Raw genomic sequence first — 24,090 nt, 5'->3', positions numbered from 1 at the left:
AAAGCAAGGTTTGGCACTTTTTGTACCCTAAACCAACCTCGGCATCAAAGTACAAACCGTTTGATTTTTTAAACCCAGAATGCAAACGATCGTTTGGCGTCTCGATTTTTTTGCATTAGTTGAATGCCGCCAAACAGCACCGTATTGGACTATGTATATCAAACAGTTCCGCGCACAGGTCATCATAAAAAACCGATTTGACTGGTTAGTTTGATGGTCATTTCTTTCATCTATTTCACCACCGTGTCTGCACCCGACGACTGAAAATAGATGGCATGAAAAACCAACAAGGTGATAAGTGACGTGTTATGGGCAAGTGCTAACGATTGGGATAGAGAATGGATACAGCAGGTGGTCGCTTTACTGGTTGGGCATAGCGCATTTACCCTCTACCCAGCATTAAGCCAGTGCGATAATGCCGCCGAACGCTTAACCCGCTGGCTGACTTTTCAGTTACAACGCGTTAAACAAGCACACCCAGGCTGCCCGATTCACCAATGGCTGAATAGTATTGGCGCACAAGTGATCGTAGAAAAATGGCAGAGCCATGAGCAATGGCCAAACTTGTATTGGCTGCCTTTACCTGAGGTTGAAGGCCACGCGCAAGGCGGGTTAGTTTTGTTACCAGCACATTTGTTACCGATATATGAGGATGGCACGAGCCAAACCAACAAATTGCTCGCAAACACGCCCGCCAACGCCTGTATCTTTTGGTGCATTTCGCCTTTATCTAAAACAGGAAAGCGCGCTACCTTGCACCCCAAACAGCAAAACCGCGCCTTTTGCCTGCCCAGTACGCCGGAGCAAATAGGAAAATCATGCACAGGGTTATTACTGAGAGGTTTGAAAAAAGAAAGCCAAAAACGAAACGGCAACGTGATCAGCCACCAGATCAACCTAGCGCTGCTGCACCACCTTTGTGGGCCAGAGAATGATGTGTGGTTGGAAGCTAATTTTGGTGCCGTAACTGATTACGGTAGCAAAAATTAGAAGCCTTAAAAACGAGTAACCCCTCGCGGGGCGCTGATCTAACGGGTAGCGGGAGGGGTGTTGTTGACGCGATTTTAATATCAAAAGCGCCAAATAGCTCGATATTTTTGGCTAGAGCGGTCTCTGTTAGGTTTTACTCAGGCTTCACTTTGAACTATTCGGAATTTCCAGATGGTTTCGTCTTGTACAGCTCTACCAGCTTGATTATATGTCTCTTAATATTTAACTCTTTTTTATCAGCAAGATACCTGGTACCGACATAAATGTCGGTACCAGGCAACGACCACTCATCCCTCTCATTACAGCCAGGTATCCGGTCAATTCAAGCATTTCCAAACGCCACACGAAAAACAATTTTACAGTAACGACGTTTTTGCAAAATAAACATTTGACAACTTGAGAATCTCAGCTTAAACTTACTCACAAGTTGCAGAAACGCCATTACAACGCATTTGAGGTGACAATGAAAGTTAATTTGAAAAAAATTGCCTCTGTACAGATGGGACACTCTTTTAGGTCAAAGCTTGAGCCAGACACTAATGGAAATATCTCTGTTATCCAGATGAAGGATTTAACTGAAGATAACCGAGTTAATGCCCAAGAGCTAGTGCAGATTGCAATGCAGGACTTAAAGGATCATCACAGAGTTAAACATAACGACTTAGCATTTCGCTCTAGAGGTCAAACTAATACGGCAGCATTGATTGACCAAGAGTTGAGCGATGCTGTTATCGCTGCGCCACTGTTGCGAATTCGAGTTGAAAGTGATTCGGTTATGCCAGCATATCTATGCTGGTTTATTAATCAACCTACTTCACAAGCAGTATTGCAAAGTAAGGCAACAGGCACGGCGGTAAGAATGATTGGCAAACCTGCACTTGAGGATCTGGAGATAGTAGTCCCTAATCTCGATGTGCAGAAAAAGATTATTGAGATTTACCAATTATCCATTAACGAACAGAAGCTAATGAATGCATTAGCAAAGAAAAAGGAGGTGTTAACTGACGCAATATTAATGAATTTAGCAATGAATACCCAGTAATGACAGTTACTGGGTTTAGACGAGCCGAAAGTGTGACAGCACTTTTAGCAAAACTTTAATCCACGTTTCATTTCAAAAAACAGGAGCCGAAATTATGGCAAAGAATACATCATCAAGCAAGGGCAATACCCGACATGTCGTACCACATCCTGATGGATGGGCGAACAAAAAAGGCGGTGCCGAACGCGCTTCAAGCGTACACAGCACCAAACGAGAGGCCGAAGCTGCGGCGCGCGAGCAAAGCAAGCGCGAAGGTTCTGAGCTTGTTGTACATGGCAAAGACGGCCAGATACAACGCAAAGATAGCCACGGTAACGACCCAAAAGACATTAAAGGATAGGAGCCCTTATGAGTGATGAATACAAAAAGAAAATAGGTGTACCCGAGTCGCATGCCCTCAACATCGTAAGTAGTCAGTGGTCGCAACGAAAAGGCCAAGACACTGATACCTATGAATGTGAAGAGCTAAACGAGCAAGGTGACGTCATTGCACGGTACACCATAAAGGACAGTACATCGATTTACCCTCCATTTGGGCGGTCGATTACCTGGACTCAATCAGCCGTACTCGATTCTTAACCTTTTAACTTACAGCTAGCGGGGCGCTACCGGTATAGCCTGCCCCGCTTTATGACACTGACCAGATTTGAGGAATTTATATGACTAAAGATATGAACGACAAGATTCAACAAAAAGACATCAACAATGCAGCATGGGCTGCATGCGATACTTTCCGTGGCGCGGTAGACCCTGCGCAATACAAAGACTACATCCTAGTAATGCTGTTCGTAAAATACATCTCCGATGTATGGAATGACCACTACGCAGAATATAAAAAGCAGTACGGTGACGACGACGTCCGTATCAGACGTAAGCTTGAGCGCGAGCGTTTTGTACTGCCAATAGTAGAACTCACAGAAGAAGTTGAAGATCCAGCAACCAAAGAGAAGAAAACCGTTGTTACCGACACCTTTTTGGCCAACTACTATTCATTGTTAGAGCGTAAAAACGAACCCAACATTGGCGAGCTGATCAACATTGTTTTAGAGCATATTGAAACCGCGAACAAAGCCAAGTTAGAAGGTGTGTTCCGAAACATCGACTTCAACAGCGAAGCCAACTTGGGTAAAACCAAAGACCGCAACCGCCGCCTAAAAACCTTGCTGGACGACTTCAACAAGCCCGCACTCGACATGAGCCCGTCGCGCGTGTCTGAAGATGTGATTGGTAATACCTACATCTACCTTATTGAGCGCTTTGGCTCCGATGCAGGTAAAAAAGCCGGTGAATTCTACACCCCTCATAAAGTCTCTGAGCTGGTTGCGCGTCTGTCTGCACCAAAATCGGGGGCGCGTATTTGTGACCCTGCCTGTGGCTCAGCCGGTTTATTGATTGAAGCCGCACGCCAAGTGGGCGACCGCAATTATTCACTCTATGGCATGGAAGTCAACGGCAGTACCTGGGCGCTTGCGCGTATGAATATGTTCTTGCACGGCTCAGACTCTGCTCGTATCGAATGGTGTAACACCCTCACTTCACCTGCGCTGGTCGAAAATGACAGACTGATGAAGTTTGATAACGTGGTTGCCAACCCACCGTTTTCACTCGACAAATGGGGTTCAGAAGACGTTGAATCTGACAGATACAACCGCTACTGGCGCGGGCTACCACCTAAATCAAAGGCAGACTTTGCCTTTATCAGCCACATGGTCGAAGCCGCCGTTGAAAAAGAAGGCCGCATTGCCGTAGTGGTGCCTCATGGTGTGCTGTTTAGAGGCGCAGCTGAAGGCCGTATTCGTCAACAACTGATTGAAGAAAACCTATTAGATGCCGTGATCGGCTTGCCCGGTAACCTGTTCCCAAGCACTGGTATTCCTGTCGCAATCCTGATATTCGACCGCTCACGTGAGAAAGGCGGTGCCAATGAAAACCGCAAAGACGTGCTGTTTGTCGATGCCAGCGGTAAAGATCATTACCAAGCAGGGAAAAACCAAAACATCCTGCTGGATGAACACCTAGACAAAATTGTTGCAGCGGTAACAGCTCGTGAAGAGGTAGAAAAATACGCCCATTTAGCCACCTTTGATGAGATCAAAGAGAACGACTTTAACCTGAATATCCCGCGATACGTCGATACCTTCGAAGAGGAAGTTGAGGTCGATATTATTTCGGTACAGGCTGAAATCACCACCCTTGAAACTGAACTCGCCGACGTCCGCAACAAAATGGCGGCGCTGTTAAAGGATATCGTACCTAACGAGGCGCAAAGCAACACAACGGAGGTGGCTGAATGAGTATGACGAACAACAACCATTTTGTTGACGCCAACAAAATGGTGTCTAAGTGTGAGTACGGCACTACAAACCAATTGCGTGACGTCACGAAAATGGTGGGAGGTGCACGATGAGTAACAAGCAACTTCCCCAACCAGAACATACCAGCTTTGAAAGCATTCGCGTAATTAATGAACAAGGTGGCGAAATTTGGCTGGCCCGCCAGCTGGCGAAAGTATTGGACTATGCAGAGTACCGTAACTTTTTACCGGTTATCGAGAAAGCCAAAAAAGCCTGTGAAAACAGTGGCCAAGCGCTGGCCGACCATTTCGTGGAGATCCACGAGATGGTCGAAATTGGCTCAGGTGCCCAGCGCAAAATGGACTCGTTTGCCTTGTCCCGTTACGCCTGTTACCTCATTGTGCAAAATGGTGATGCCAGCAAGCCGGTGATCGCCAATGGCCAGACCTATTTTGCCATTCAGACTCGTCGCCAAGAGCTACAAGATGACACTGGTTTTCAGCAACTAAATGAAGACCAAAAACGCCTAATGCTGCGCAATGAGCTGGCCGACCACAACAAGCAACTGGCTGCGGCGGCCCGTGATGCAGGTGTTGAGTCTGGTTTGGACTACGCCATTTTCCAAAACCATGGTTACAAAGGCTTGTATGGTGGGTTAGACAACAAAGCCATTCACCAGCACAAAGGCTTAAAAAAGAGCCAAAAAATCCTCGACCATATGGGCAGTACTGAGCTTGCCGCCAACCTGTTCCGTGCCACGCAAACGGAAGAAAAGCTAAAGCGCGATCAGGTAAGCAATAAAGCCCATGCCAACCAAACTCATTTTGAGGTGGGTGCCAAAGTGCGCGCCACTATTGAGGAGCTTGGCGGCACTATGCCAGAGGATTTGCCCACACCAGAAAAAGGCATTCCCCAGTTGGCACGTGCGCAGAAGAAGTTGGAGGGTGATCAATGATTAAAGAATGGAAAAATGGTCGTGTTGGCGAACTGATTGCGTCTTTAGAATCGGGCATAAGTGTAAACGGTGAGGATGGAACTCCCTCCAACGATGACTATGCTGTTTTAAAAGTCAGCGCCGTGACATATGGCAAGTTTAATCCGCAAGCTAGTAAAAAAATAACAGGAAGCGAGCTTCAAAGAGCGAAATGCAATCCTAAAAAAGGACAAATTATTATTAGTCGAAGCAACACTCCCGACCTAGTAGGTGCGAGCTGTTACGTTTCGGAAGATTATCCTAATCGTTTTCTTCCAGATAAGCTTTGGCAGACCGTACCTCACCCAGAAAAGAAAGTTGAGCATAAGTGGCTCGCTTACTTCTTGGCTTCACCGTGGGCGAGGTTTAGGTTGTCGAAACTAGCTACGGGCACAAGTAACAGCATGAAAAATATCACTAAAAGTGAACTGTTAACTTTACCTATACCAATCCCGCCTTTTCTTGAACAAAAAAAGATTGCATCTTTCCTTGAGTGCTGGGACAACGCCATCGAAAAAACGGAAACGTTAATTGCGGCCAAGGAAAAGCAGTTTGAGTGGCTAACCTCTAACTTGATCAACCGTGTAGGTCATAAACGTACGTCAGCTTCTGGTTTGATGACAGAGGTTTCTAAACGCAACAAAAATAGTACGATTGAACGCGTTTTAAGCGTAACAAATCACAGTGGCTTTGTGTTGCCAGAAGAGCAATTTGAGCGGCGAGTAGCCAGCGCAAACGTGTCGAACTACAAAGTAGTTGAACAAGGCCAATACGCTTACAACCCGTCTCGAATCAATGTGGGCTCTATTGCTCGTCTTGATGACTGGGAAAATGGCATTTTAAGCCCAATGTACGTTGTGTTTAAACTAGATACGAAAAGAGTATGTAGCGACTACTTTTTGCACTGGCTTAATTCAAGTGAAGCACGCCAACGTATTAAAAACAGTGCTCAGGGTAGCGTACGTGAGACGGTTAGTTTTAAAGATCTTGGCGCAATTAATATCCCATTACCAGCAATGGACGTGCAAAAAGACGTAACCTACAAGCTCAACCTTGCTCAAATGGAAATCAGCTTACTCAAAAAGACATTAGAACAATACCGCAGCCAAAAACGCGGTCTGATGCAGAAGCTGCTTACTGGTGAGTGGCAAGTTGGTAGTTCTCAACACCTCTCTGAGGAGACTTGTCAGGAGCTTTCTAAGGAGAGCATCGCATGAGCACACCTCCAGTCAATTACGCAGCAAACTCGGAGCCTTCGGGCTTCGAGTTTAACGAAAAGTACTTGTCGCAAATTCCTGCCCTGCAACAGTTAATCAATTTGGGTTATCAGTACCTCACCCCTGAGCAGGCCTTGGCCGAACGGGGTGGGCGCAGTGCCAATGTGATTTTGGAAGGGGTACTACGTCAGCAACTGAAGAAGATTAATCGCATTAACTATAAAGGTGGCGAGTATCTGTTTAGCGAAGAGAACATTCAAACCGCGATCCAAAAGCTCAAAAATATTAAGTTTGATGGCCTGCAAAAAACCAATGAGTCGATTTACGATTTAATCACCTTAGGCTCAGCCATGGAGCAAACCATTGAGGGGGATTCAAAAAGCTTTACCCTCAATTACATTGATTGGAAAAACCCGAGCAATAACAGCTTTCATGTAGTCGCTGAGTTCTCGGTTGAGCGCGCACGCAGCACCGATACCGTGCGCCCCGATATCGTCCTGTTTGTCAATGGTATTCCCTTTAGCGTGATTGAATGTAAATCCCCCAAAGTGGATGTAGAGCAAGCCGTATCACAAAATATTCGTAACCAAGGTGATGACTATATTCCGCGCCTGTTTACTTATGTGCAGCAAGTGCTGGCAGTGAATAAAAACGCCGCCCAATACGCCACAGCTGGCACTCCTAAGAAGTTCTGGGGCGTGTGGAAAGAGCAAGAAGACAAACCTGCCGATGTCGATAAAGACGTAAATACCGCTTTAGACGAAGACACTAAAGCACAGCTATTCAGTGGTGAGTTTGCTGCAGCACGGCCATTTTTTGATGCGCTAGAGGCGGAAGGTAAACGCTTGGTGACGGAACAAGACAATGCCATTCACAGCCTGTGCCGTCCAGAGCGCTTATTAGATTTGGTGTATCGCTTTACCCTGTTTGATGGTGGCATTAAGAAAGTAGCCCGCTATCAACAATACTTTGTGATTAAAGCGACCATCGCCCGAATTAAACGTTTGACCAATAAAGGCAATGGTGCAAAAGAAAACCGCCAAGGTGGTGTTATTTGGCATACCCAAGGCTCGGGTAAGTCGCTTACCATGGTGATGCTCACCCGTGCTATGGCACTTGATCCGCAGCTTATCAATCCAAGAATCATTTTGGTTACCGACCGGGATGACCTTGATAAACAACTGGGTAATACCTTTGCGGCCTGTGGTTTAAGTCGCGAGCGTGCCACGTCTGGCCGTAATTTGGTGAAGCACCTTAAAAATAAAGTGGGTTTGATCACCACACTGATCCACAAATTTGATAAAGGCTGGGTAGCCGAGAAATTTGTGGATGAATCGCACGATATTTTTGTATTGGTCGATGAAAGTCACCGCACCAACTTTGGCTCATTGGCAGCCCGAATGCGCCAAATGTTGCCCAATGCCTGTTTTCTTGGCTTTACCGGTACGCCACTACTGAAAAAAGAAAAGAATAACTTTGCCAAATTTGGTGGCCTGATTGAGCCGCACTATACCATTAAACAAGCGGTTGCCGATGAAGCGGTATTGCCATTGCTGTACGAAGGCCGACATATTGAGATGGAGCAGAATCAGTCGGCCATCGACCTCTGGTTTGAACGCCACACCGCCGATTTAAGCAAAGAGCAAAAGGCCGACCTTAAAAAGAAATACGCCCGTGCTGAAATGCTAAACAAAGCTGATCAGGTGATATATATGCGCGCCTTTGATATCAGCGAGCATTTTCGTGCGAACTGGCAAGGCACCGGCTTTAAGGCTCAGCTGGTTGCCCCAGGCAAACCGGCGGCGTTAAAGTACCAGCAGTTCTTGCAAGAGATTGGCACCGTCACCACAGAGGTGGTGATTTCTGGCCCTGATACCCGTGAAGGCCACGACGAAGTGGACGAAGGACCAACCGATGAGGTAGGTAAATTCTGGGATAAAATGATGAAGCGCTTTGGCTCTGAAGAAGAGTACACCAAGCAAATCATCAATCAGTTTAAATACGGTGATGACCCTGAAATACTCATTGTGGTGGATAAGCTATTAACCGGTTTTGATGCACCGCGTAACACCGTGCTGTATCTATGCCGAACCCTGCGAGAGCACACGCTATTGCAGGCTATCGCTCGGGTTAACCGCCTTTACGAAGGCAAAGAGTTTGGCTATATCATCGACTATGCCAGCGTATTGGGCGAGTTGGATAAAGCCCTAACCATGTACGAAGCCTTTGAAGGGTTTGATGAAGATGACTTAGCAGGCACGCTCACCTCCATTAATGAGGAAGTGTTTAAGCTGCCACAGCGTTACTCTGACCTATGGGATTTGTTTAAAGCCGTTAAAAACTCAAAAGACGAAGAAGCCTATGAGGTGTTGTTGGCAGATGACGAGTTGCGTGAAGAGTTTTACGAGTGTTTATCGGCATACAGTAAATCTTTAGCCATCGCTTTATCGTCTGAGCAGTTCATCATGAACTCTGATGAGAAAAAGCTACAAACCTATAAAAACGATTTAAAACGTTTTCAGAACTTAAAGGCGGCAGTTAAGTTGCGTTACGCCGAGGCGATTGATTATCGCGACTACGAGCCGAAAATTAAAAAGCTGCTGGATACCCATATTCAGGCTAATGAGGTGACTCAGCTTAACGAGCCCGTGAATATTTTTGATGAAAAAATGTTTACCGCCGTGAAAGAAGAGCAAGGGGTTTATCAAGCTAAAACCACAGCGTCAAAAGCGGACACCATCGCCCACGCTACAAAGCGCAGTATTTCGGAGAATATGGACGAAGACCCTGCGTTTTATGAGAAGTTTTCGAAGCTGATCCAAGCCGCCATTGATGACTTTAAGGCCAAGCGCATCTCAGACTTAGAATATCTCAACCGAGTGATTGATATTCGTAACAAAGTGGCCACAAAGCAGCATGATGATATGCCTGATTGCATTCGTGAAAACGACGAAGCGTGCGCCTACTTTGGCTTGATTAAGCCGCAGTTTCAGCAAGTGGCAACACTCAACGAGTTAGATGATGCTCAGCTTGATGCGATTGCGGCACAAACATCGTTAGCGATACAAAAAATCATTGATGCTCATTGGAAAGTCGATTTTTGGGACGATGCCGACGTTCAAAAAACGGCGATGAATGATATTGACGATTTTCTTTATGACGAAGTCAAAGAGCAGTACGGCGTGACGCTGAGCCTAGAGCAAATGGACGAAATCATTGAGAAAACCATGCAAGTTGCGAAGCACCGGAGGCATTCTTGATGTCGTCAACTATCAAGCAGGCCGAGATACCAACAGCAAGCGCTGAAAAGCTAGCGGTTGTATACGGAGGGGGAGAAATCCCCTTCCAGCTGGCTTTTTCTAAACGCAAGTCGCTGGAAATATCAGTTCACCCTGATAAATCAGTTTTTGTGAAAGCCCCTGAAGGCACCGACCGTGAGGCCATTGAAGCTAAGGTGAAGAAGCGTGCTCGGTGGATCAAGCGTCAAATTCGCTACTTTGACCAGTTTGACCCAAGAACCCCTTCTCGCAAATACGTAAGTGGTGAAAGCCATTTGTATCTTGGTAAGAAGTATCGGCTAAAAATTGCAGTAGGCACTGACAACGGTGTAGCGCTGAAAGCGGGCTTTTTTTGGGTAACGTCTGCCAATGGTAAACCAGACCATGTGGAGTCGTTACTGAGTGATTGGTATCGAGAAAAAGCCGATTTTCATTTAAATAAGGTGTTTTCGGATTGTTGGGAGAAGTTCAAATATTCAGATACAGACAAGCCAAAAATTAAAATAATGCAACTCAAAAAACGCTGGGGCAGTCTATCAAAAAGCGGAACGCTGACCTTAAACCGCGACTTAATTAAAGCACCGAAAGAGTGTATTGAGTATGTGATCATTCATGAACTATGTCACCTAGAGCACCACAACCATGGCCCAGAGTTTTATCGTTTGCTCGAACGCTCTCTACCAGATTGGGTGAAGCGAAAACATAAACTGGAAATGGCACTGATATAGTCGATACGCTGTATCGAATAGCTAAGTACACAGCCAGTACTCTAGCGGTCTTGTTTGCAATGGACTTCAAACTTAACCCAGTCCATATGTTGACTGGCAGTTCACTGCCAGGCGACAAGCCCACACAGGATTCATCGCCTTTTTAGTCATCCAAAATACTGCTTTTTACGCAATACATGCGTGGGCGGGTGTTGTCGGGCAGGCTGACTTTGCGCTGTGGCCGATTACCATCGGGGACTAAGTAGCCTGCGGCCATCAGCGCTTTGGCGGCGCGATCTGGGCTTAGGCCTTCGGTGGCTTCACGCCAGCCAGTTGGGTAAAACAGGTAGAGGGTTTGTGGGCCGCTGGTGTCTATCCACCCTGCGCGTTGGCGTACTTGGCTGCTGTAACCGGTTTGCTTAGGCGTAAAGCGGCTTTCGCCATGCTGCTCAATAAAGCTGCGTACCTGACGAATGGCTTGTTGGTCCTCATTGGCGGCCACACCACCACGGGCGAGTATCCATTGGTTAAGCTGGCTTAAACAAGCGGCTTCGACACTTTGAGCTGGCCAATCGAGTACTTTGGCTTGAATGGCTAACAACCCAGCACTAGCCAGTAAGGCAAACTTTTCGGCGACCCGGCGCACTTGGCCGTCTGACTCGGGAGGTAAGCCGGTTAAAAAACGTTGGCGTACATTTTGGAAAACGGGGCGCACCTGAGCGCTGTGCTGCGTTAAATACCGTAACCAGTCCAAAGCCAAGCTGCCGTAATGCTGGCGACTTTGCTGTTTTAGGTGATCGGCTAAATCGGCAGCGTTCATACCATGACTCTGGTTAAACACGCCCATTTGCGCTCCGGCATCGGCACTGAGATCAATCACGCGCACTTGCTGCCCCGCTTTCACGCGTTTGCCAATACTGGCAAGATGGCTTTCGAGCGTCACTTCACCAGTAGATAAAAACACTAAACGCCAACGGGCGGGTAAGCGCATTTCACCGTATTTGCCTGCACGGGTTTTACCTTGGCCATTGGCAAGCATATAAGCGACATCTCCCGCCTCTTTTGGATCAACTTCGCCCATTTCATCGAGCGCCAGCAAGGCATCGTTATGCGCTAATGCTGTGCCTTCTAAACCGTTGGCCGTGGCACGCCAACTGTGGCGCAGCTGATTAGGCTCGCCCCACACCGATAACGCCGGATACAGCGCTGCGGTTTTACCAGTACTGCTGGCACCGTAGAGGTGTAAACCAAAACCATCCACCCCGCACAAATGCAACAAAGGCGCAGCCAGTGCAGCGCAGACACCAACAATTAATAGCGGGTTATCCAGACAATAGCGGCCAACGTGCTGCCGCCAACTGTCGCTACTTCCGTGTTGAATAAAGCCTTCTATCGGGTGCATGGTTTGCAGCACCATGCGCGGGTTGTTGCTGTGTTCGCTTGGGTAAAAGGTGAGGCGCGGATGCACATAAGCGTGGTGATGCCAGCCAATACAGTTCACGCTAATGGCCTTTTGCGTGGCCAGCTCGCCCATTTGTTGAATAAACAGGGAGAGCAACTGCCGCGCTTTGACACTGTTACTTAGCCGCATGCCTCGGCTGAGTAGGATTCGACGGTACTCGCTGCCGTCTCCTGCTAAGAGTTCTGCGGGCATGGCCCAATAGCGATGGCGATTGTCATCGTCTAACCAGTGCAATAAATAGCCGTAGTTGTCCCCTTGCGGATCGCGAGTACGAGCAGCTACTTGCAACCAAGAGCAGATTTTAACTGGGCTATCTTGCCCTGCCGGTTGCATCACCAGCCAGTTTTGCGCGTTATAGGCAAAACCAGCCGGTAATGTTGGCACTTTGCTATCCATATCACTGGAAGATAGTTGGTTTGATGCTGATGGTTTATCCACGGCCATAAGCAGCACCGATACGGCGGGTTTCAATCCACTGGTCGATATCGCTTTCTAACCAGCCCACGGCACGCGCACCAATACGAATGGAACGTGGAAATTCACCGTTGGCCATCAGGGCATAAATGGTGCTGCGGCCAAAGCCTGTTTTGGCCTTTACCTCGGGCAAGCGCAAAATCCGCTGCTGACGCGCTGGGTGTGTTGATGTGGTGGATGATTGTGTAGTTGGGTTCATCGTTTGCTTCCTCACTGATCTGTTAAGTTCAGTTAGGAGTTTGCCAGTACTAAACGGACGCAGTAGGCAGATAAATGCCCAGATCGTGCAGCTTTCTGAGGGTACAGGTAGCTAGTTGCCCCAGTTTGTAGATAGTGCCCCAAATAATAATTGTTCTGTGGGCAGGGTTGGTGCGTGGCTAAGTGGCGTGAACTAAGGCTTTGCCCAAACTGCCCCAAAAGCCCAAGGGATGAGCGAAGTGTTAAAACACATGGAGTATGAGGCAAAGCATAAAGTGAAACTAAAACTTCTTTATCTGCTGAAAAATGAAAATATAGTTTCACTGACTCATTAAACGTTAAACGCTGATTGTTTCATGGCTTGCTCCGCTCGGCTGATCCCTAGCCGCTTAGCAACGGTTTGCCATTGCTTAACCGCCATTAATACTTCATCGTAAATTTGCGTGGCTTGGGTTTGCGAAAGTCTGAAGAAGTCTTTCACATCAAAGGCTAGCTGGTAGTCTAAAGCGTTGTCTGCATCGGTAATATTCAGATGCAGGCCATGCTTACCCACTATCGGGTTTAAATCATAAGCAGGTGATAACTTCCAGCCATTCTTTGTTAATAAAAACCCATGGTTACGCAGGTGATCATCCGTGTTGGACACCGCAATATTAAACACGATTCGACGCCATAACTGAGCTAAATCAGCTGCTGTTTGTGCACCACAATTGGAAATAAATTCAGCAATCTCTAAGTAGCTGGCACCTTGAGATTGTTCACCATCATACTTTTCGCTTTCAAAATAGCGAAGCTGTGTCATGGCCGATGAAAAATGCAGCCGCTTTTCACCGTCGCGGTCAAACCGTTTGGTTAAAAAGGTATGATGCTGTGACGAAAATTGCTTGATCTCACTTGGAAACATGTGAACACCTGCCGCAAGAGCCAATTCATAACAGACCATCTCCCATGCGCCCACGTCATGGGTATCATTTAGATTGGGAAACTTGGCAATCCACAAGTGGCCTTGTTCATCTGTGACACAAGCCTTGGGCCTTGCACCACCTAATGATGAGCCTGGAGAAATCAGCATTTTCAACCAGCGGTAATACTCGTCACTGTCGATGTTATCGTCTTTTTCAATCTGCATTGCTGCGTGCTCTAGCTCTCGCAAAGAAGCCATTGGTGGCGCAGCAAACTCAGAGTTGTCGTCCAAAAAAGCATCCGAGCCTACTCGCTTAAATCGAATCCCCCCCATCCGATAAGAGTCATGTACGCCCAGCAGGTAATCCAATTCGTTTAATCGACTTGTTGCTCGAATGCCTTTGCGCGCCTCAATCGCCGCACGCCGCTGCATTAAAATACGCCCCCATCTATCAGGCGATGAATCAAGAAATGCGCGAAAGTTTTTATCGGCTTCATCGTTATAGAGTTCACCGGAGTGAAGCGTTAGGATTGGATCAATTTGCAAGCGATAGGCTGAGGTTAAAAATGCTTTATCGTAGGCAAAACTAAATACGCCACCTCGGCTTGAATCACTGTGAGCAAGCAGCCCAATTAGCAAAGGCGCTTCAATTGGCTGCCAGTCGGCATAGACTTCGACGATTTCACGGCTCATTTTGAACCTTCCAGCAATTTTATGTTTTGCAGCTTGATACCCACTTCATCATGAGCGGCCATTTCTGCAAAGTTGCTTTCCATGCCAAGAACAGCCATCACTTTTAAGTAAGTGCCTATGGCAACGCCCGGATCACCGGCGAAGACTTTATTCACGGTTTTATGATCAAAACCAGTACGTTCACACAGTAGCTTTTTTGTAAAACCACGTCGTTTCATCGCCAACAGCAAGTCTTCACCAAAATGCGTCAGGATTTTGCGCTGCTTTGGAAACAGTACATTGTGTAAGTCACGCTTAGCCATATCACCAACCAAAGGGACTATATTCCCACTATTTAACCGTTAATGGGAATATAGTCCAACTTTGAATCCCAAGCAACTCCAACAATTTACATATAGGACTATATTCCCACTTTACTCAATATAATTGGATTTATATCCCACCTTTAGGTTTAGCTTGCGCGTTGGCCAAGGCGATGAAATGGATCCCTGAATGCCAAAAGTTGCGGATTACACTTTTATGCGCATAAAAATGTATAATTACACACTTTTCTGCGCGTTAAAGTGTAGACTGAGTTATACTACAGGCAGTTAACAGTCTTAATTGGCGGGAAATGACAATGCAGCGCAACTTACTAAACGCCCTAATAGCATGGAAAAATCAACCGGTGCGCAAGCCATTATTGATCGATGGTGCAAGACAAACAGGTAAAACCTATCTGCTACAAGAGATATTTGGGAACACCTTTGCCAACATCCTTCGTATCGACTTCCTTGAAAACCCTGCCTACAAAGAAGCGTTCGATGGCTCTCTGTCACCTGACGAGCTAGTAATGAACATTGAGTTGTTAACCAACCAAGCGTTCAACCCAGAAACCGATCTGCTGATATTAGATGAAATTGGCGAATGTGAACGTGCCGTTACCTCACTAAAGTACTTTGCTGAAAAAGCACCGTCCTATTTTGTCGCTGCCAGCGGCTCGAATATTGGTTTGCTCAACACCTTCCCTGTGGGCAAGGTAGAACAATACAATTTACGACCACTGACCTTCCAAGAATTTATTTACGCATCCAACGAGCAAGCGCTGATCAAAGCGTTTGATAGTCAAGCAAGCACACCGGCAGTACACACCAAATTGATGGACAAACTCACTGACTACTTTTTTACTGGTGGTATGCCGGAAGCCGTTTCTGCTTGGTATCAGTATAAGGATTCAAGCATTCTAGAGCGTGTTGAAAAAGTCACAAAAATTCATGCCGATTTAGTGGAAGGTTATCGCCGCGATTTTGGTAAGTACGCGGGCAAGGTCGACGCCACACTGACTGAATCGGTATTTAATAGCATTCCAGCCCAGCTATCACTTGTCAGCGATGAGTCGGTTAAACGCTTTAAATTTAAGCATGTGCATGAGCGTAAATCTCGTTATAGCGATTTTGAAACCGCGATCCATTGGCTTAACTGCTGCCGCTTAACTTTGCCAAACTACCCTATTGAAGGATTGCCGAAATCTCCGTTAGCGGCCTATAAAAAAGAAAATATGGTGAAACTGTTTCTGTTTGATGTGGGCCTGCTTAATCATATGCTCGGCAGCAGTTATAAAGAAATTAAGCAACAAAACTATGAATACAAAGGTTATGTGGCTGAAAACTTTGTGCAACAAGAGCTCACTGCCATTGGCGTTGACCCAAGCTATTCATGGAATGACGCCCGCGCCGAAATCGAATTTATTTTGGCGACCGATGAAGGCGATATCGTCCCTGTAGAGGTCAAAAGTGGTAAACGTACAAGAGCAAAATCGTTGGCATCCTACGTTGAAAAATGTACTCCAAGTAAAACCTTTAAGTTAACGGGTACACAAGGCTCATCCGCATTAGAGCAAACCAATATCGTGATGCCTTTGTATTTCACGCAGTATTTACCACAGAGATGGTAAAAGCGCGTTGCTTAGACCCCGAGGTCTACACAAAGTGACTTCATAGGTAACAATTTGTAGACCTTTGGTGGGCTTACAACCTTTCAACCAACCCTCAATCGGTTTTTTGCTAACGTCATTTGGCCAGCCTATCGCCTCATCGTTTAAAGCAAATCACTCAAGCGATTTAACAGTGCTTTACGGCTATTATTCGCCACAACAAAGCGCTTAAAGCGTTGTTCAAACGCCGCTTCATCAGCTTTGAACTGATAGGCCTCAAACAGCTGATGCAGATAGCGTGATGCCGCATCGTAACCACTGGCGCAAGTTCGATCCGCTTGCTCTTGTGATTGCTGCCAGAAGTGCTCACGTTGATTGTAGATATCCGTCAACGCTTTTTCTTTTTCCGCTTTTTCGATGGCTAATTTTTTTGCGAGTGCTGCGGCTTGCTCTTGCTGTAATTGACTTTGCGCTTGCTCAATGAAAGGAGAAATGACGGCGGAGGTTAACCAATACTGATAGATCTCGTCTGTGTTGACAGGTTCTTTTCGCGTCAGCGCTAAGGCTTGGTGACGGGTTAGCTGGCCTTGCTCAAACAGCGCGCGTAATAGCGTGTCTTTCTCTGCTTGCGAGAGATTATGGATCCACGCATCAAGCGTAAGCTGAGTTTGTTTGGCTTGGTGACTGGGTTGTTCGCTCAGCACCATGGCGAGCGCCTTAACCAATGCTAAGGGAATATCATACAGCGCAGCAAACGCCTGCTCCTCTTCACTGAGGTGCTCAAAATCGAATTGAATTAACGGCACTCGCTCAACGTCATCATTAAAATCAAACATTTTGAGCCACATAAAGTACACAAGGCGCCAATCCCCTTGCATTAACCCGCTGCGTAACCCAGCTAAATGCTGGAAAAATTCGTCGGCATGCTCATCGTCAAAATATTCGTCATACTCCTCAAGGGAAAAAATCAGCAACTGCCACTCATCGTTTTCGTGAACATGAAGCCCATCACTTGAAAAGCCAAGTAACGCATCAGGAAGCGTTCCTGCTGGTAGCTTGATGTAGGCATCGATTGAGCCCCAATCGGCATAGTAAAAACCGATATCAAAGTATTTTAACATCAGCTCAAAAGGCTCTGCCTTTAAGTCACTGTAGGTGTAATACACCTGAAAGGCCGTAGCGCTGATCTCGGCACGGCTTGAAATGGCTCTGAGTGCTTGACGTGCTTTAGCATCTAAATACCCATCCAGACACTCAAATTTATAGTATTGATATTCGCTCACGATGACCTTGCTATGTATTTATTGTGAATTGAAAAGTTTGTTTCAATAAAGGCAGTACCTGTACCGTCCTACCAACTGATTCCGTGTTTAAAAAACTTCTTGGATCAAGGGTCACAAATCCCCAAAACTGTAAAAATCGCTCAATAAACCGTGATTCGATGAGTATGCTTAAGTTTCTTTCCGGCGAGAAGTAATCATCTGCTGGGAAACCCTGTAGTAAATCTGGGAAAGCCACTTTCACCTCTTCAACCAGCAGATCTACACTACTGTGGCTTTGAATACGCCACAGCATAAACAGCCAAAAGGTTCGCAAGTCGGCATCAAACTCAAAACCGTCCAAATAGCCCCAGTTATATTTGCTGATGGCGGCTCCTAACATAGGTTTAAAAAATGCTTGTATACCTGCCACCTGATACTGCTTTTGCGCTGATTTTTTCACATGGTAGCGGCCGCTACGTCGATAAATAATACCGCTAATTTCGGCAAGCACTCGGGTGTAGTGCAAAGCATTAAACTTGTCTTCGTTGCTGCCCGCAAACTCGCTGATACTAATGTTACGTTCGAATTGAGCAACGGCAAATTCGGGCAATAACTCACTGGCCTGTTTGACTAATTTAGTCGGTAAGTTGCCTTTAGTTGTGGCTTTGAAGGAGCCTTCTTGCGCCATGGCATCATCAAGAATGAGCGCTAGATAACGCATCACAGGGCTGGCAGAAAGAGAGTCGGGAGTGCTGATTGTCACCCACTGTAATTGATCAAAAGGCGCATAAAGCCAATTGGCCATTTGCGTTGGCGTCACGCCACAAAAATCGGGATTAGGCTGATTATTGCGATCTTGCACTTTGTGTTGCAATGCGGCATTGAGTTCATCAAGGCTCAAATTTGGGTTCATTGCCAGCATGGTTTCAACATCATCGAAAACTTGGGCATGTTGCTTGGAAACGCTGCTCATACAACAACGTTTAAATTTTTTACCACTGCCACAATGGCAAGGATCGTTTCGGCCGAGCTTCATTACTACCCCTTCTTTTTGTTATTGAAAAAGCGCTGCATTTTCCTGTCGGCGCAGCTCCAGTGTTTTAGTAATCGCAGACACTGTTGTTTTACTGATCCCTTGCTGCTGTGCAAGATAACTAAATTGGCTGACGGCTTCTGCAACTTCTTCAATGACTTGCTTTGCCTCATGCCAATTCGCAAAGCCTGCACTGGTCGCTAGTTTTTGCATCACCTTAAGCGGTGGCGCTTTACCATAACCTCCGAACGCAGTGGCGTGTTCGTTAAATGGATGTGGGCTGAAAGTAACATCGTAAAAAGGGGCAGGATCCCATTGACCGTCATCCGCTTGCAAGAACGCCCAGTTTTTACTGTGGTCGTCTTGATTAGACGACAGCAGGTTAAAAATGGCACGGCGAAATTGCAGCTGCCCAGCGGCTGGCGATTTACACAACTGACGGCTGGCTTTAATTAAATCAATGTAATCTAAACTTGGCGTTCGAAAGTCTGCATCCAGTAGCCCGCAAGCGCTGTGCATATGCAATCGACCTGAACTGCGATTGCCGCTTAAATTGGTCTGCTCCGTGACATAATCAAAACGCTTAAGCGCCAACCAGGCAGACGCACCGCTTGTAGGTGGTGCTTCAATGAGTTGCCATAGCGGTGGTTGACACTTAGCAAGTTCTGCCATTTGTAAATAAACTGCCTCGCACAAACCTTCTTCATGCCCGAGCGCGAGATTTTTAGAAGTAAATTTAATCAGCCAGGCCTCATCTCCAGGCAGAGCAAAGGTTCGACAATGCTGAGTTTCTCCAGCAGGCATATAAATCTGCGCCTTTGGTCTTGCCCCACCCGAACTACCTCCGGCGACTAATGCGGCCAACACCTGTTGCGTATGCCCATCTAACTCATCGTGATTATCATCCATATAATCTGACATCGAAGAATCGAACAGCGTTTGTGCTTCTAAGCCTAACGTCGCTAAATCAATATCCGCGTGCGTGGTGGCTGAAAACTCAGACACCGGAGAAAAAGACAATGCTCCCATGCCTTTATCACCGACAAAGGCCAGTCTATCCATCGCCGTTAATTGATTAGGTAGGATACCCTTTTGCCGGAAAATACGATCTTGTAACAACATGCCCCAGCCATCGGGCAAACAATCTCCAAATACGCCATGTACACCTTGGTGCGGCGCTTTAGGTGCGGCTTGAACTAGCGTATTCGCTTGCAAGGTAAACGGTGATAAATTGCCAAACTGCTGCAAATAGTCGTCAGTATACTGAAAAAAAACGCCTTGCCGATTCTGCGCCAAGACTCCAACTGATATCTGCTCACCTGAGCTTAGCGTACGAGTAACATTAAGCTTCTGAATCGGTTTAAAACTCATCTTTTAGCACCTCATCAATACTCGTGGGTATAGCAGCGCGTTCTTTGCTAAGTTGCGTGAGCTGATAAAGCCTATCTAGCGAATCAAGTGTCTGCCATAGCAACAGCAATTGACGAAATGAAATTTGCCCGGTCAGCTCAAATTTCTTAATGGTGGCCGCAGGTACGCAGCTTCGCTCAGCAAGCGCCGCTCGTGACAGCTTTGCCTGCTTTCGTAACTCACGTAAATAAGCCGCATAGGCGTGGCTTACATCGGTATCATCAAGTAAGGTAAATTTCATCCGCAAAGGCCAAATGGATACAGTCATATCCATTATAGCGAAATAAAACAGAAAGTGGATATTATTGTATCCATTATTAAATAAAGTGTTGAAAAAATTACTCGATAAAGCCCTTCAAAACTGCTATGTTTTAGCTCTAACAGCAGCATAAAAACGACACTGTTTTTCCATTGCTAACCACTAAGATTTAGTAAAAGCCATAGGCAAGTGGTGGGCAGTTTGGTGGGCAAACAGGCATTTTTGAACGGTTTCTTTTCGATAAACCATTGATTTTGTTATGGTCTAACCCGCTACTCAATGAGCAAATACAAAATATAGAATAAAAAATTTCTAGTACGATCTCATTTAATCCATCAGACGTTAAGGTTTGTCGTCTGTAATCATAAAGGAGAGTCGTGTAGTTGCTACACTCACAGCCCATTATTTTTGGGCTGTTTTGCTGAAGAATTGGTGTGCTGCTTTTATTGTTTCTATTTATCTTTTTTAATTATTGCCTTAAGGGCGGTGATATTGGCTTGCGCGCCTTCAGCCTCTCTTAGGCGGCGTCGATTTTCTGCAAAGTTATCAAACGCCAACTTAGCCTTTTCATCTGCCGCTTTCTTTGAAGTTGTTCCAGCACCGTTCAACACATCTCTGTCATTAAAGTTCAAAAACTGATCAAGCTTCTCGGCCCAGTCTTGCAAGAACACCTGCTTGCGACGCAAAGCTTGGTCTTCGGCAAAATCAAGCCACATATTAACGATGCGATTTAGCTCTTTGATTTCATCTTCACGAAGGTAGTTTTTCGCTATTGTGACATCTGTCTTGCGTACTTCATCACCTTTATAACTGGTTAAGCCCATATCTGGCTTACTGGCATCTACACGACTGAAAATAAGCTCAGCAGCAGTCATCTGTGTGCAGGCATAGTGCAGTTTGTTTTGAATGGTTTGAAAGAAGCGGGTTGTATCTGGCTTTGATGGCTCATAATCAGCTGCCATTGTAAAAATCTCTTTAACCCGCAAGTACACACGTCGTTCACTAGCTCGAATATCACGAATGCGTTCAAGCATTTCATCAAAGTAGTCTGGTACGGCAGACTGACCCACTGGCGGGTTTTTCAAACGCTCATCATCCATGGCAAAACCTTTGATAAGATATTCTTTTAATATCCCAGTCGCCCATTGGCGAAATTGTGTACCGCGCTGTGAACGAACCCTGTAGCCCACGGCCAAAATGGCATCAAGATTGTAGTGGTCGATTTCGCGAGAAACTTGCCGAGTACCTTCTAATCGAACTATCCGGAATTTCCGGATGGTTGCGTTTTGTACAAGCTCGCCTTCTTTGTAGATATTAATTAGGTGCTCATTGATCGTACGAACATCTTTGTCATAAAGTTCTGCCATCACAGCTTGAGATAGCCACAAGGTATCGGACTCAAAGCGACATTCAACACGCGTTTGACCGTCTGCGCTAGTAAAAAGAACAAACTCTCCTTGTGGAGCTTGAGGGATATACTCTGTCATTCACTTCACCTTCTGCATAATTGATATAGCTCGCTTACTCATGCCATTACCTCTTCGGAGACATTTTCCAATTCCTCATTGACGTGTACACGAACAATTAAAACAGAAAACGCTATGACTTTTAGGGAGTTCTTACCAAGTAGAACTCAAATTTTCGTACAGTGCTAAGCTGCCTTGAATCTCACCCCAATGCGAAATCTCTGCTAAACGCTCTGCTTGAATTAGTTTAAAGTTGAAGTGCTCTTCATAGGGCTTTTCAATTATCTTGGGTAAGAGCACTGGCGCGCCAGAAAATTCAAATACCCAGTATTTTTCGGTAGCGTCACTATCTTTTCCTGTTATTTCCTTATCAATGCCGCGCCTCGGTAAAAGCTTTACACTAGCAACTGAATACAAGTATTTTCCGAATTGCTCTTTATCTTGATTGCTGTCACGGACTGTGAGCACTAGATAACGTATTTCACGGACAATGTTTCGGTGTACATTTTGACGATTAGTTGCAATAAGCTTTGTGTGGTACCCCTTTAAAGCACCAGTTTTGGCTTTTTCCAAATACGTTTGCTCACGATCCAGTTCATTCACTGGTGCCACGAATGTCAAACCTTGGTGTCTAGACACATTGACGCCATAAGGCGCAATACGGGCAGAGTCTTCAACAAAATGATAATCAAGTGACAAAGATTTTTTGTACTCAAAAGGCTGCTGCGTTTTGCCAAGTTTCTGAGCTAAATATTCTTTAATCCAATAGTTATTAGCAGCTTGATTATCCTCACTTGGCAATAGTGGAAATGCGCCAATACCAATTTCATTGATAGCGTCGGCATAAGGGTTTTGTTCAGATTTTTGTTCTGGAAAAAAGCCCGGATATAAAGCAAACGCGCCAAGAACAGGTCGACTTTTTAATGCTGACTCGTATTCAAGGTGTTGTTGGTGAATAATCGCATCACGGTATCTATGCATCTGGTTTATAGCATCTTCAGGCACGGCATCTTTATCACCCAATTGCGTAGTATCTATACGATACTTGGCATCAAACAAAATAAAGAAAGCTTCTCCATTTTTCAATGTGACACGCAGCACAATATCAGGTCGATGATTTGCAAGCCAAGTACGATTAGCAGAGCCTTTAGGCGTAAATGAAGGTTCATGAGCAAGCTCTAGCTGCATACCATCACTTTCATGTTGATATACGAAAGCGGCAGCCATCTCGTCTTTTGGAAATTGTTTCTCAAACTGCACTTGTTTCAGGTGACTAAGTGTTTTGCTCTGTTGCACAAAACCCAAAGACTCAATAATTGACTTCACCTCTAAGAAGCACCAAATCTCATAAATATCGGCAACAGACTTCATGGATAATTGGCTTGCTCCAAGGCTGTCGTTTAAGTAGTATTTTAACTGCTGCCAAACTTTATAAACCTTTGAATATCCAGCCGCTTCTTGCAGTACTTTTGATTCGCTATACCGGCCTTTATAATCACCTACCTCATGCCATAACGCGTGCTTTGCATACTGCCCAACTTGATCACGCCATACTGCTAACTCTTTAAGAAATGAACTAGATACTTTTGAATCTTTATCTGCATTAACGCTTAATAGCACCTTAGATAAGTTCGTTTTGATTTTCGCAAGCACCATTTTAATAAAGCGGTTTTCTGGGGTATCAAGATGCAAGCGCTGTTTTTTGATCGTAATCCGAGATGCGCTTTTTGACGCTATTAACTCTTTTGCTTTCTGCTCCTGTTTAGCTGCTAGTCTTTTATTTACTCTCGCTAATTTTTGCTGAAAAGTATAAGACTGCAAGCGGTTATGCGGCGCGTTTAGTACTCTTTTCACGCCTTGATTAATCTCGGCAACTAAACGCTCAAACTGTGCTAACCAAAAGAGTTCAAATTTTTCCGCTTGTCTAGATGATCTGCCTTGAGTGTGCGTTGTTTTACCACTAATGGCATATCGCCACAGCGGATAAATAGCATCAATGTCTTGATTCATAATGCTCAGATCTTGAGCTTGTATCATTTTGGTTGCAAAGACGGTAAAAGATACAGGTACAGATTGCCAAACCCCATTAACACTGTATTGGATTTTAAAATCACATAACCCAACATCATTGCCAAAGTTAATTACTGCATTCAATGATTTTCGTTTGGGGTGAGTAGAAAAGCTTTGATCAAGCAAAGTATACTTGTGATTAACAGAAAAAGAGCCGTTATCAACTTGGTCATTAAACTCAATTTCAAACCAATACTGGCGGTTTTCGAAAAAAAACGGCTGAATATGTGGTGGCCCGACAATATCAAGGCTAGGTAACATTGACTGAGAGCCCACCAAAACACGTGTTTCTTCATATTTTGGCAGCTCAACAAACCGTGACAAGTAAGTTCTTTTTAGCTTGTTCCTAGGAGAATCTAAGCAATCTGTAGATACATGAATATCAAAATCATCATGTACATAGCTCAACAATTCATTATTTTTAGCCATGTTCCATTACCGCCAAA

At 45.5% G+C, this 24,090-nt stretch carries 20 protein-coding genes; 10 read left to right on the top strand and 10 right to left on the bottom strand.

The window, feature by feature from the left end; genetic code table 11:
- The first annotated feature begins 303 nt into the window (after positions 1 to 303).
- From B6K83_RS06270 to B6K83_RS06230, 9 genes are all read left to right on the top strand, one after another.
- A complete protein-coding gene (locus B6K83_RS06270) occupies positions 304 to 990 on the top strand; it encodes a hypothetical protein (RefSeq protein WP_008111250.1) in 687 nt (228 codons plus the stop codon).
- A 463-nt stretch (positions 991 to 1,453) separates the two neighbouring features.
- Entirely contained in the window at positions 1,454 to 2,032 is a 579-nt protein-coding gene (locus B6K83_RS06265) for a restriction endonuclease subunit S (protein ID WP_054823117.1), read from the top strand.
- A gap of 94 nt (positions 2,033 to 2,126) precedes the next feature.
- A complete protein-coding gene (locus tag B6K83_RS06260) occupies positions 2,127 to 2,372 on the top strand; it encodes a DUF2188 domain-containing protein (RefSeq protein WP_005085359.1) in 246 nt (81 codons plus the stop codon).
- A gap of 8 nt (positions 2,373 to 2,380) precedes the next feature.
- Positions 2,381 to 2,611, top strand: a complete 231-nt coding sequence (locus tag B6K83_RS06255; RefSeq protein WP_085284099.1) for a hypothetical protein — start codon at positions 2,381 to 2,383, stop codon at positions 2,609 to 2,611.
- Positions 2,612 to 2,691: 80 nt separating this feature from the next.
- Positions 2,692 to 4,326: a type I restriction-modification system subunit M gene (locus B6K83_RS06250; protein ID WP_198951664.1), complete on the top strand. Its 1,635-nt coding sequence runs from the start codon at positions 2,692 to 2,694 to the stop codon at positions 4,324 to 4,326.
- A gap of 109 nt (positions 4,327 to 4,435) precedes the next feature.
- On the top strand, positions 4,436 to 5,281 hold the full coding sequence (dinD, locus tag B6K83_RS06245; RefSeq protein WP_085284098.1) for a DNA damage-inducible protein D: 846 nt from the start codon (positions 4,436 to 4,438) through the stop codon (positions 5,279 to 5,281).
- Positions 5,278 to 6,516, top strand: coding sequence for a restriction endonuclease subunit S (locus B6K83_RS06240; RefSeq protein ID WP_085284097.1), 1,239 nt, complete (start codon positions 5,278 to 5,280; stop codon positions 6,514 to 6,516). The genes dinD and B6K83_RS06240 overlap by 4 nt, the downstream gene beginning before the upstream one ends.
- Positions 6,513 to 9,776 carry a type I restriction endonuclease subunit R gene (locus tag B6K83_RS06235; RefSeq protein ID WP_085284096.1) on the top strand — a complete coding sequence of 1,088 codons (3,264 nt, stop codon included), beginning with the start codon at positions 6,513 to 6,515 and terminating at the stop codon, positions 9,774 to 9,776. Before B6K83_RS06240 ends, B6K83_RS06235 begins: the two co-directional genes overlap by 4 nt.
- Complete coding sequence (locus B6K83_RS06230) at positions 9,776 to 10,522, top strand: M48 family metallopeptidase (protein ID WP_085284095.1); 747 nt, start codon at positions 9,776 to 9,778, stop codon at positions 10,520 to 10,522. Before B6K83_RS06235 ends, B6K83_RS06230 begins: the two co-directional genes overlap by 1 nt.
- 142 nt (positions 10,523 to 10,664) lie before the next feature.
- Here the strand turns inward: B6K83_RS06230 and B6K83_RS06225 are convergent, their stop codons facing one another.
- The 4 genes from B6K83_RS06225 to B6K83_RS06210 all read right to left on the bottom strand — a co-directional run bounded on the left by B6K83_RS06225 (position 10,665) and on the right by B6K83_RS06210 (position 14,534).
- Positions 10,665 to 12,407, bottom strand: a complete 1,743-nt coding sequence (locus tag B6K83_RS06225; protein WP_085284094.1) for a DUF927 domain-containing protein — start codon at positions 12,405 to 12,407, stop codon at positions 10,665 to 10,667.
- Positions 12,394 to 12,636 carry a helix-turn-helix transcriptional regulator gene (locus B6K83_RS06220; RefSeq protein ID WP_007146785.1) on the bottom strand — a complete coding sequence of 81 codons (243 nt, stop codon included), beginning with the start codon at positions 12,634 to 12,636 and terminating at the stop codon, positions 12,394 to 12,396. Before B6K83_RS06220 ends, B6K83_RS06225 begins: the two co-directional genes overlap by 14 nt.
- A 330-nt stretch (positions 12,637 to 12,966) precedes the next feature.
- Complete coding sequence (locus B6K83_RS06215) at positions 12,967 to 14,232, bottom strand: type II toxin-antitoxin system HipA family toxin (protein ID WP_008110230.1); 1,266 nt, start codon at positions 14,230 to 14,232, stop codon at positions 12,967 to 12,969.
- Positions 14,229 to 14,534, bottom strand: a complete 306-nt coding sequence (locus tag B6K83_RS06210; protein WP_036984862.1) for a helix-turn-helix domain-containing protein — start codon at positions 14,532 to 14,534, stop codon at positions 14,229 to 14,231. Before B6K83_RS06210 ends, B6K83_RS06215 begins: the two co-directional genes overlap by 4 nt.
- Before the next feature lie 317 nt (positions 14,535 to 14,851).
- On the opposite strand from B6K83_RS06210, the gene B6K83_RS06205 reads away from it, so the two are divergent.
- Positions 14,852 to 16,165, top strand: coding sequence for an ATP-binding protein (locus tag B6K83_RS06205; RefSeq protein WP_085284141.1), 1,314 nt, complete (start codon positions 14,852 to 14,854; stop codon positions 16,163 to 16,165).
- A 143-nt stretch (positions 16,166 to 16,308) separates the two neighbouring features.
- Here B6K83_RS06205 and B6K83_RS06200 read toward each other — a convergent pair whose 3' ends face one another.
- The 6 genes from B6K83_RS06200 to B6K83_RS06170 form a co-directional block, all read right to left on the bottom strand.
- Entirely contained in the window at positions 16,309 to 17,427 is a 1,119-nt protein-coding gene (locus B6K83_RS06200) for a hypothetical protein (protein WP_085284093.1), read from the bottom strand.
- Between the two features lie 10 nt (positions 17,428 to 17,437).
- Complete coding sequence (locus tag B6K83_RS06195; RefSeq protein ID WP_008110241.1) at positions 17,438 to 18,442, bottom strand: YecA family protein; 1,005 nt, start codon at positions 18,440 to 18,442, stop codon at positions 17,438 to 17,440.
- A gap of 18 nt (positions 18,443 to 18,460) precedes the next feature.
- Positions 18,461 to 19,810, bottom strand: a complete 1,350-nt coding sequence (locus B6K83_RS06190; RefSeq protein WP_085284092.1) for a type II toxin-antitoxin system HipA family toxin — start codon at positions 19,808 to 19,810, stop codon at positions 18,461 to 18,463.
- Positions 19,800 to 20,090, bottom strand: a complete 291-nt coding sequence (locus B6K83_RS06185) for a helix-turn-helix domain-containing protein (RefSeq protein ID WP_008110245.1) — start codon at positions 20,088 to 20,090, stop codon at positions 19,800 to 19,802. Before B6K83_RS06185 ends, B6K83_RS06190 begins: the two co-directional genes overlap by 11 nt.
- Positions 20,091 to 20,560: 470 nt before the next feature.
- Positions 20,561 to 21,595: a virulence RhuM family protein gene (locus B6K83_RS06175; RefSeq protein ID WP_085284090.1), complete on the bottom strand. Its 1,035-nt coding sequence runs from the start codon at positions 21,593 to 21,595 to the stop codon at positions 20,561 to 20,563.
- Positions 21,596 to 21,727: 132 nt separating this feature from the next.
- Positions 21,728 to 24,073 (bottom strand): DUF2357 domain-containing protein, encoded by a 2,346-nt coding sequence (locus B6K83_RS06170; RefSeq protein ID WP_085284089.1) that lies wholly within the window; start codon positions 24,071 to 24,073, stop codon positions 21,728 to 21,730.
- Positions 24,074 to 24,090: the final 17 nt, after the last annotated feature.

Source organism: Colwellia chukchiensis, assembly GCF_002104455.1.
GTDB lineage: Bacteria > Pseudomonadota > Gammaproteobacteria > Enterobacterales > Alteromonadaceae > Cognaticolwellia > Cognaticolwellia chukchiensis.
This window is presented reverse-complemented; position numbering and strand designations above follow the sequence as displayed.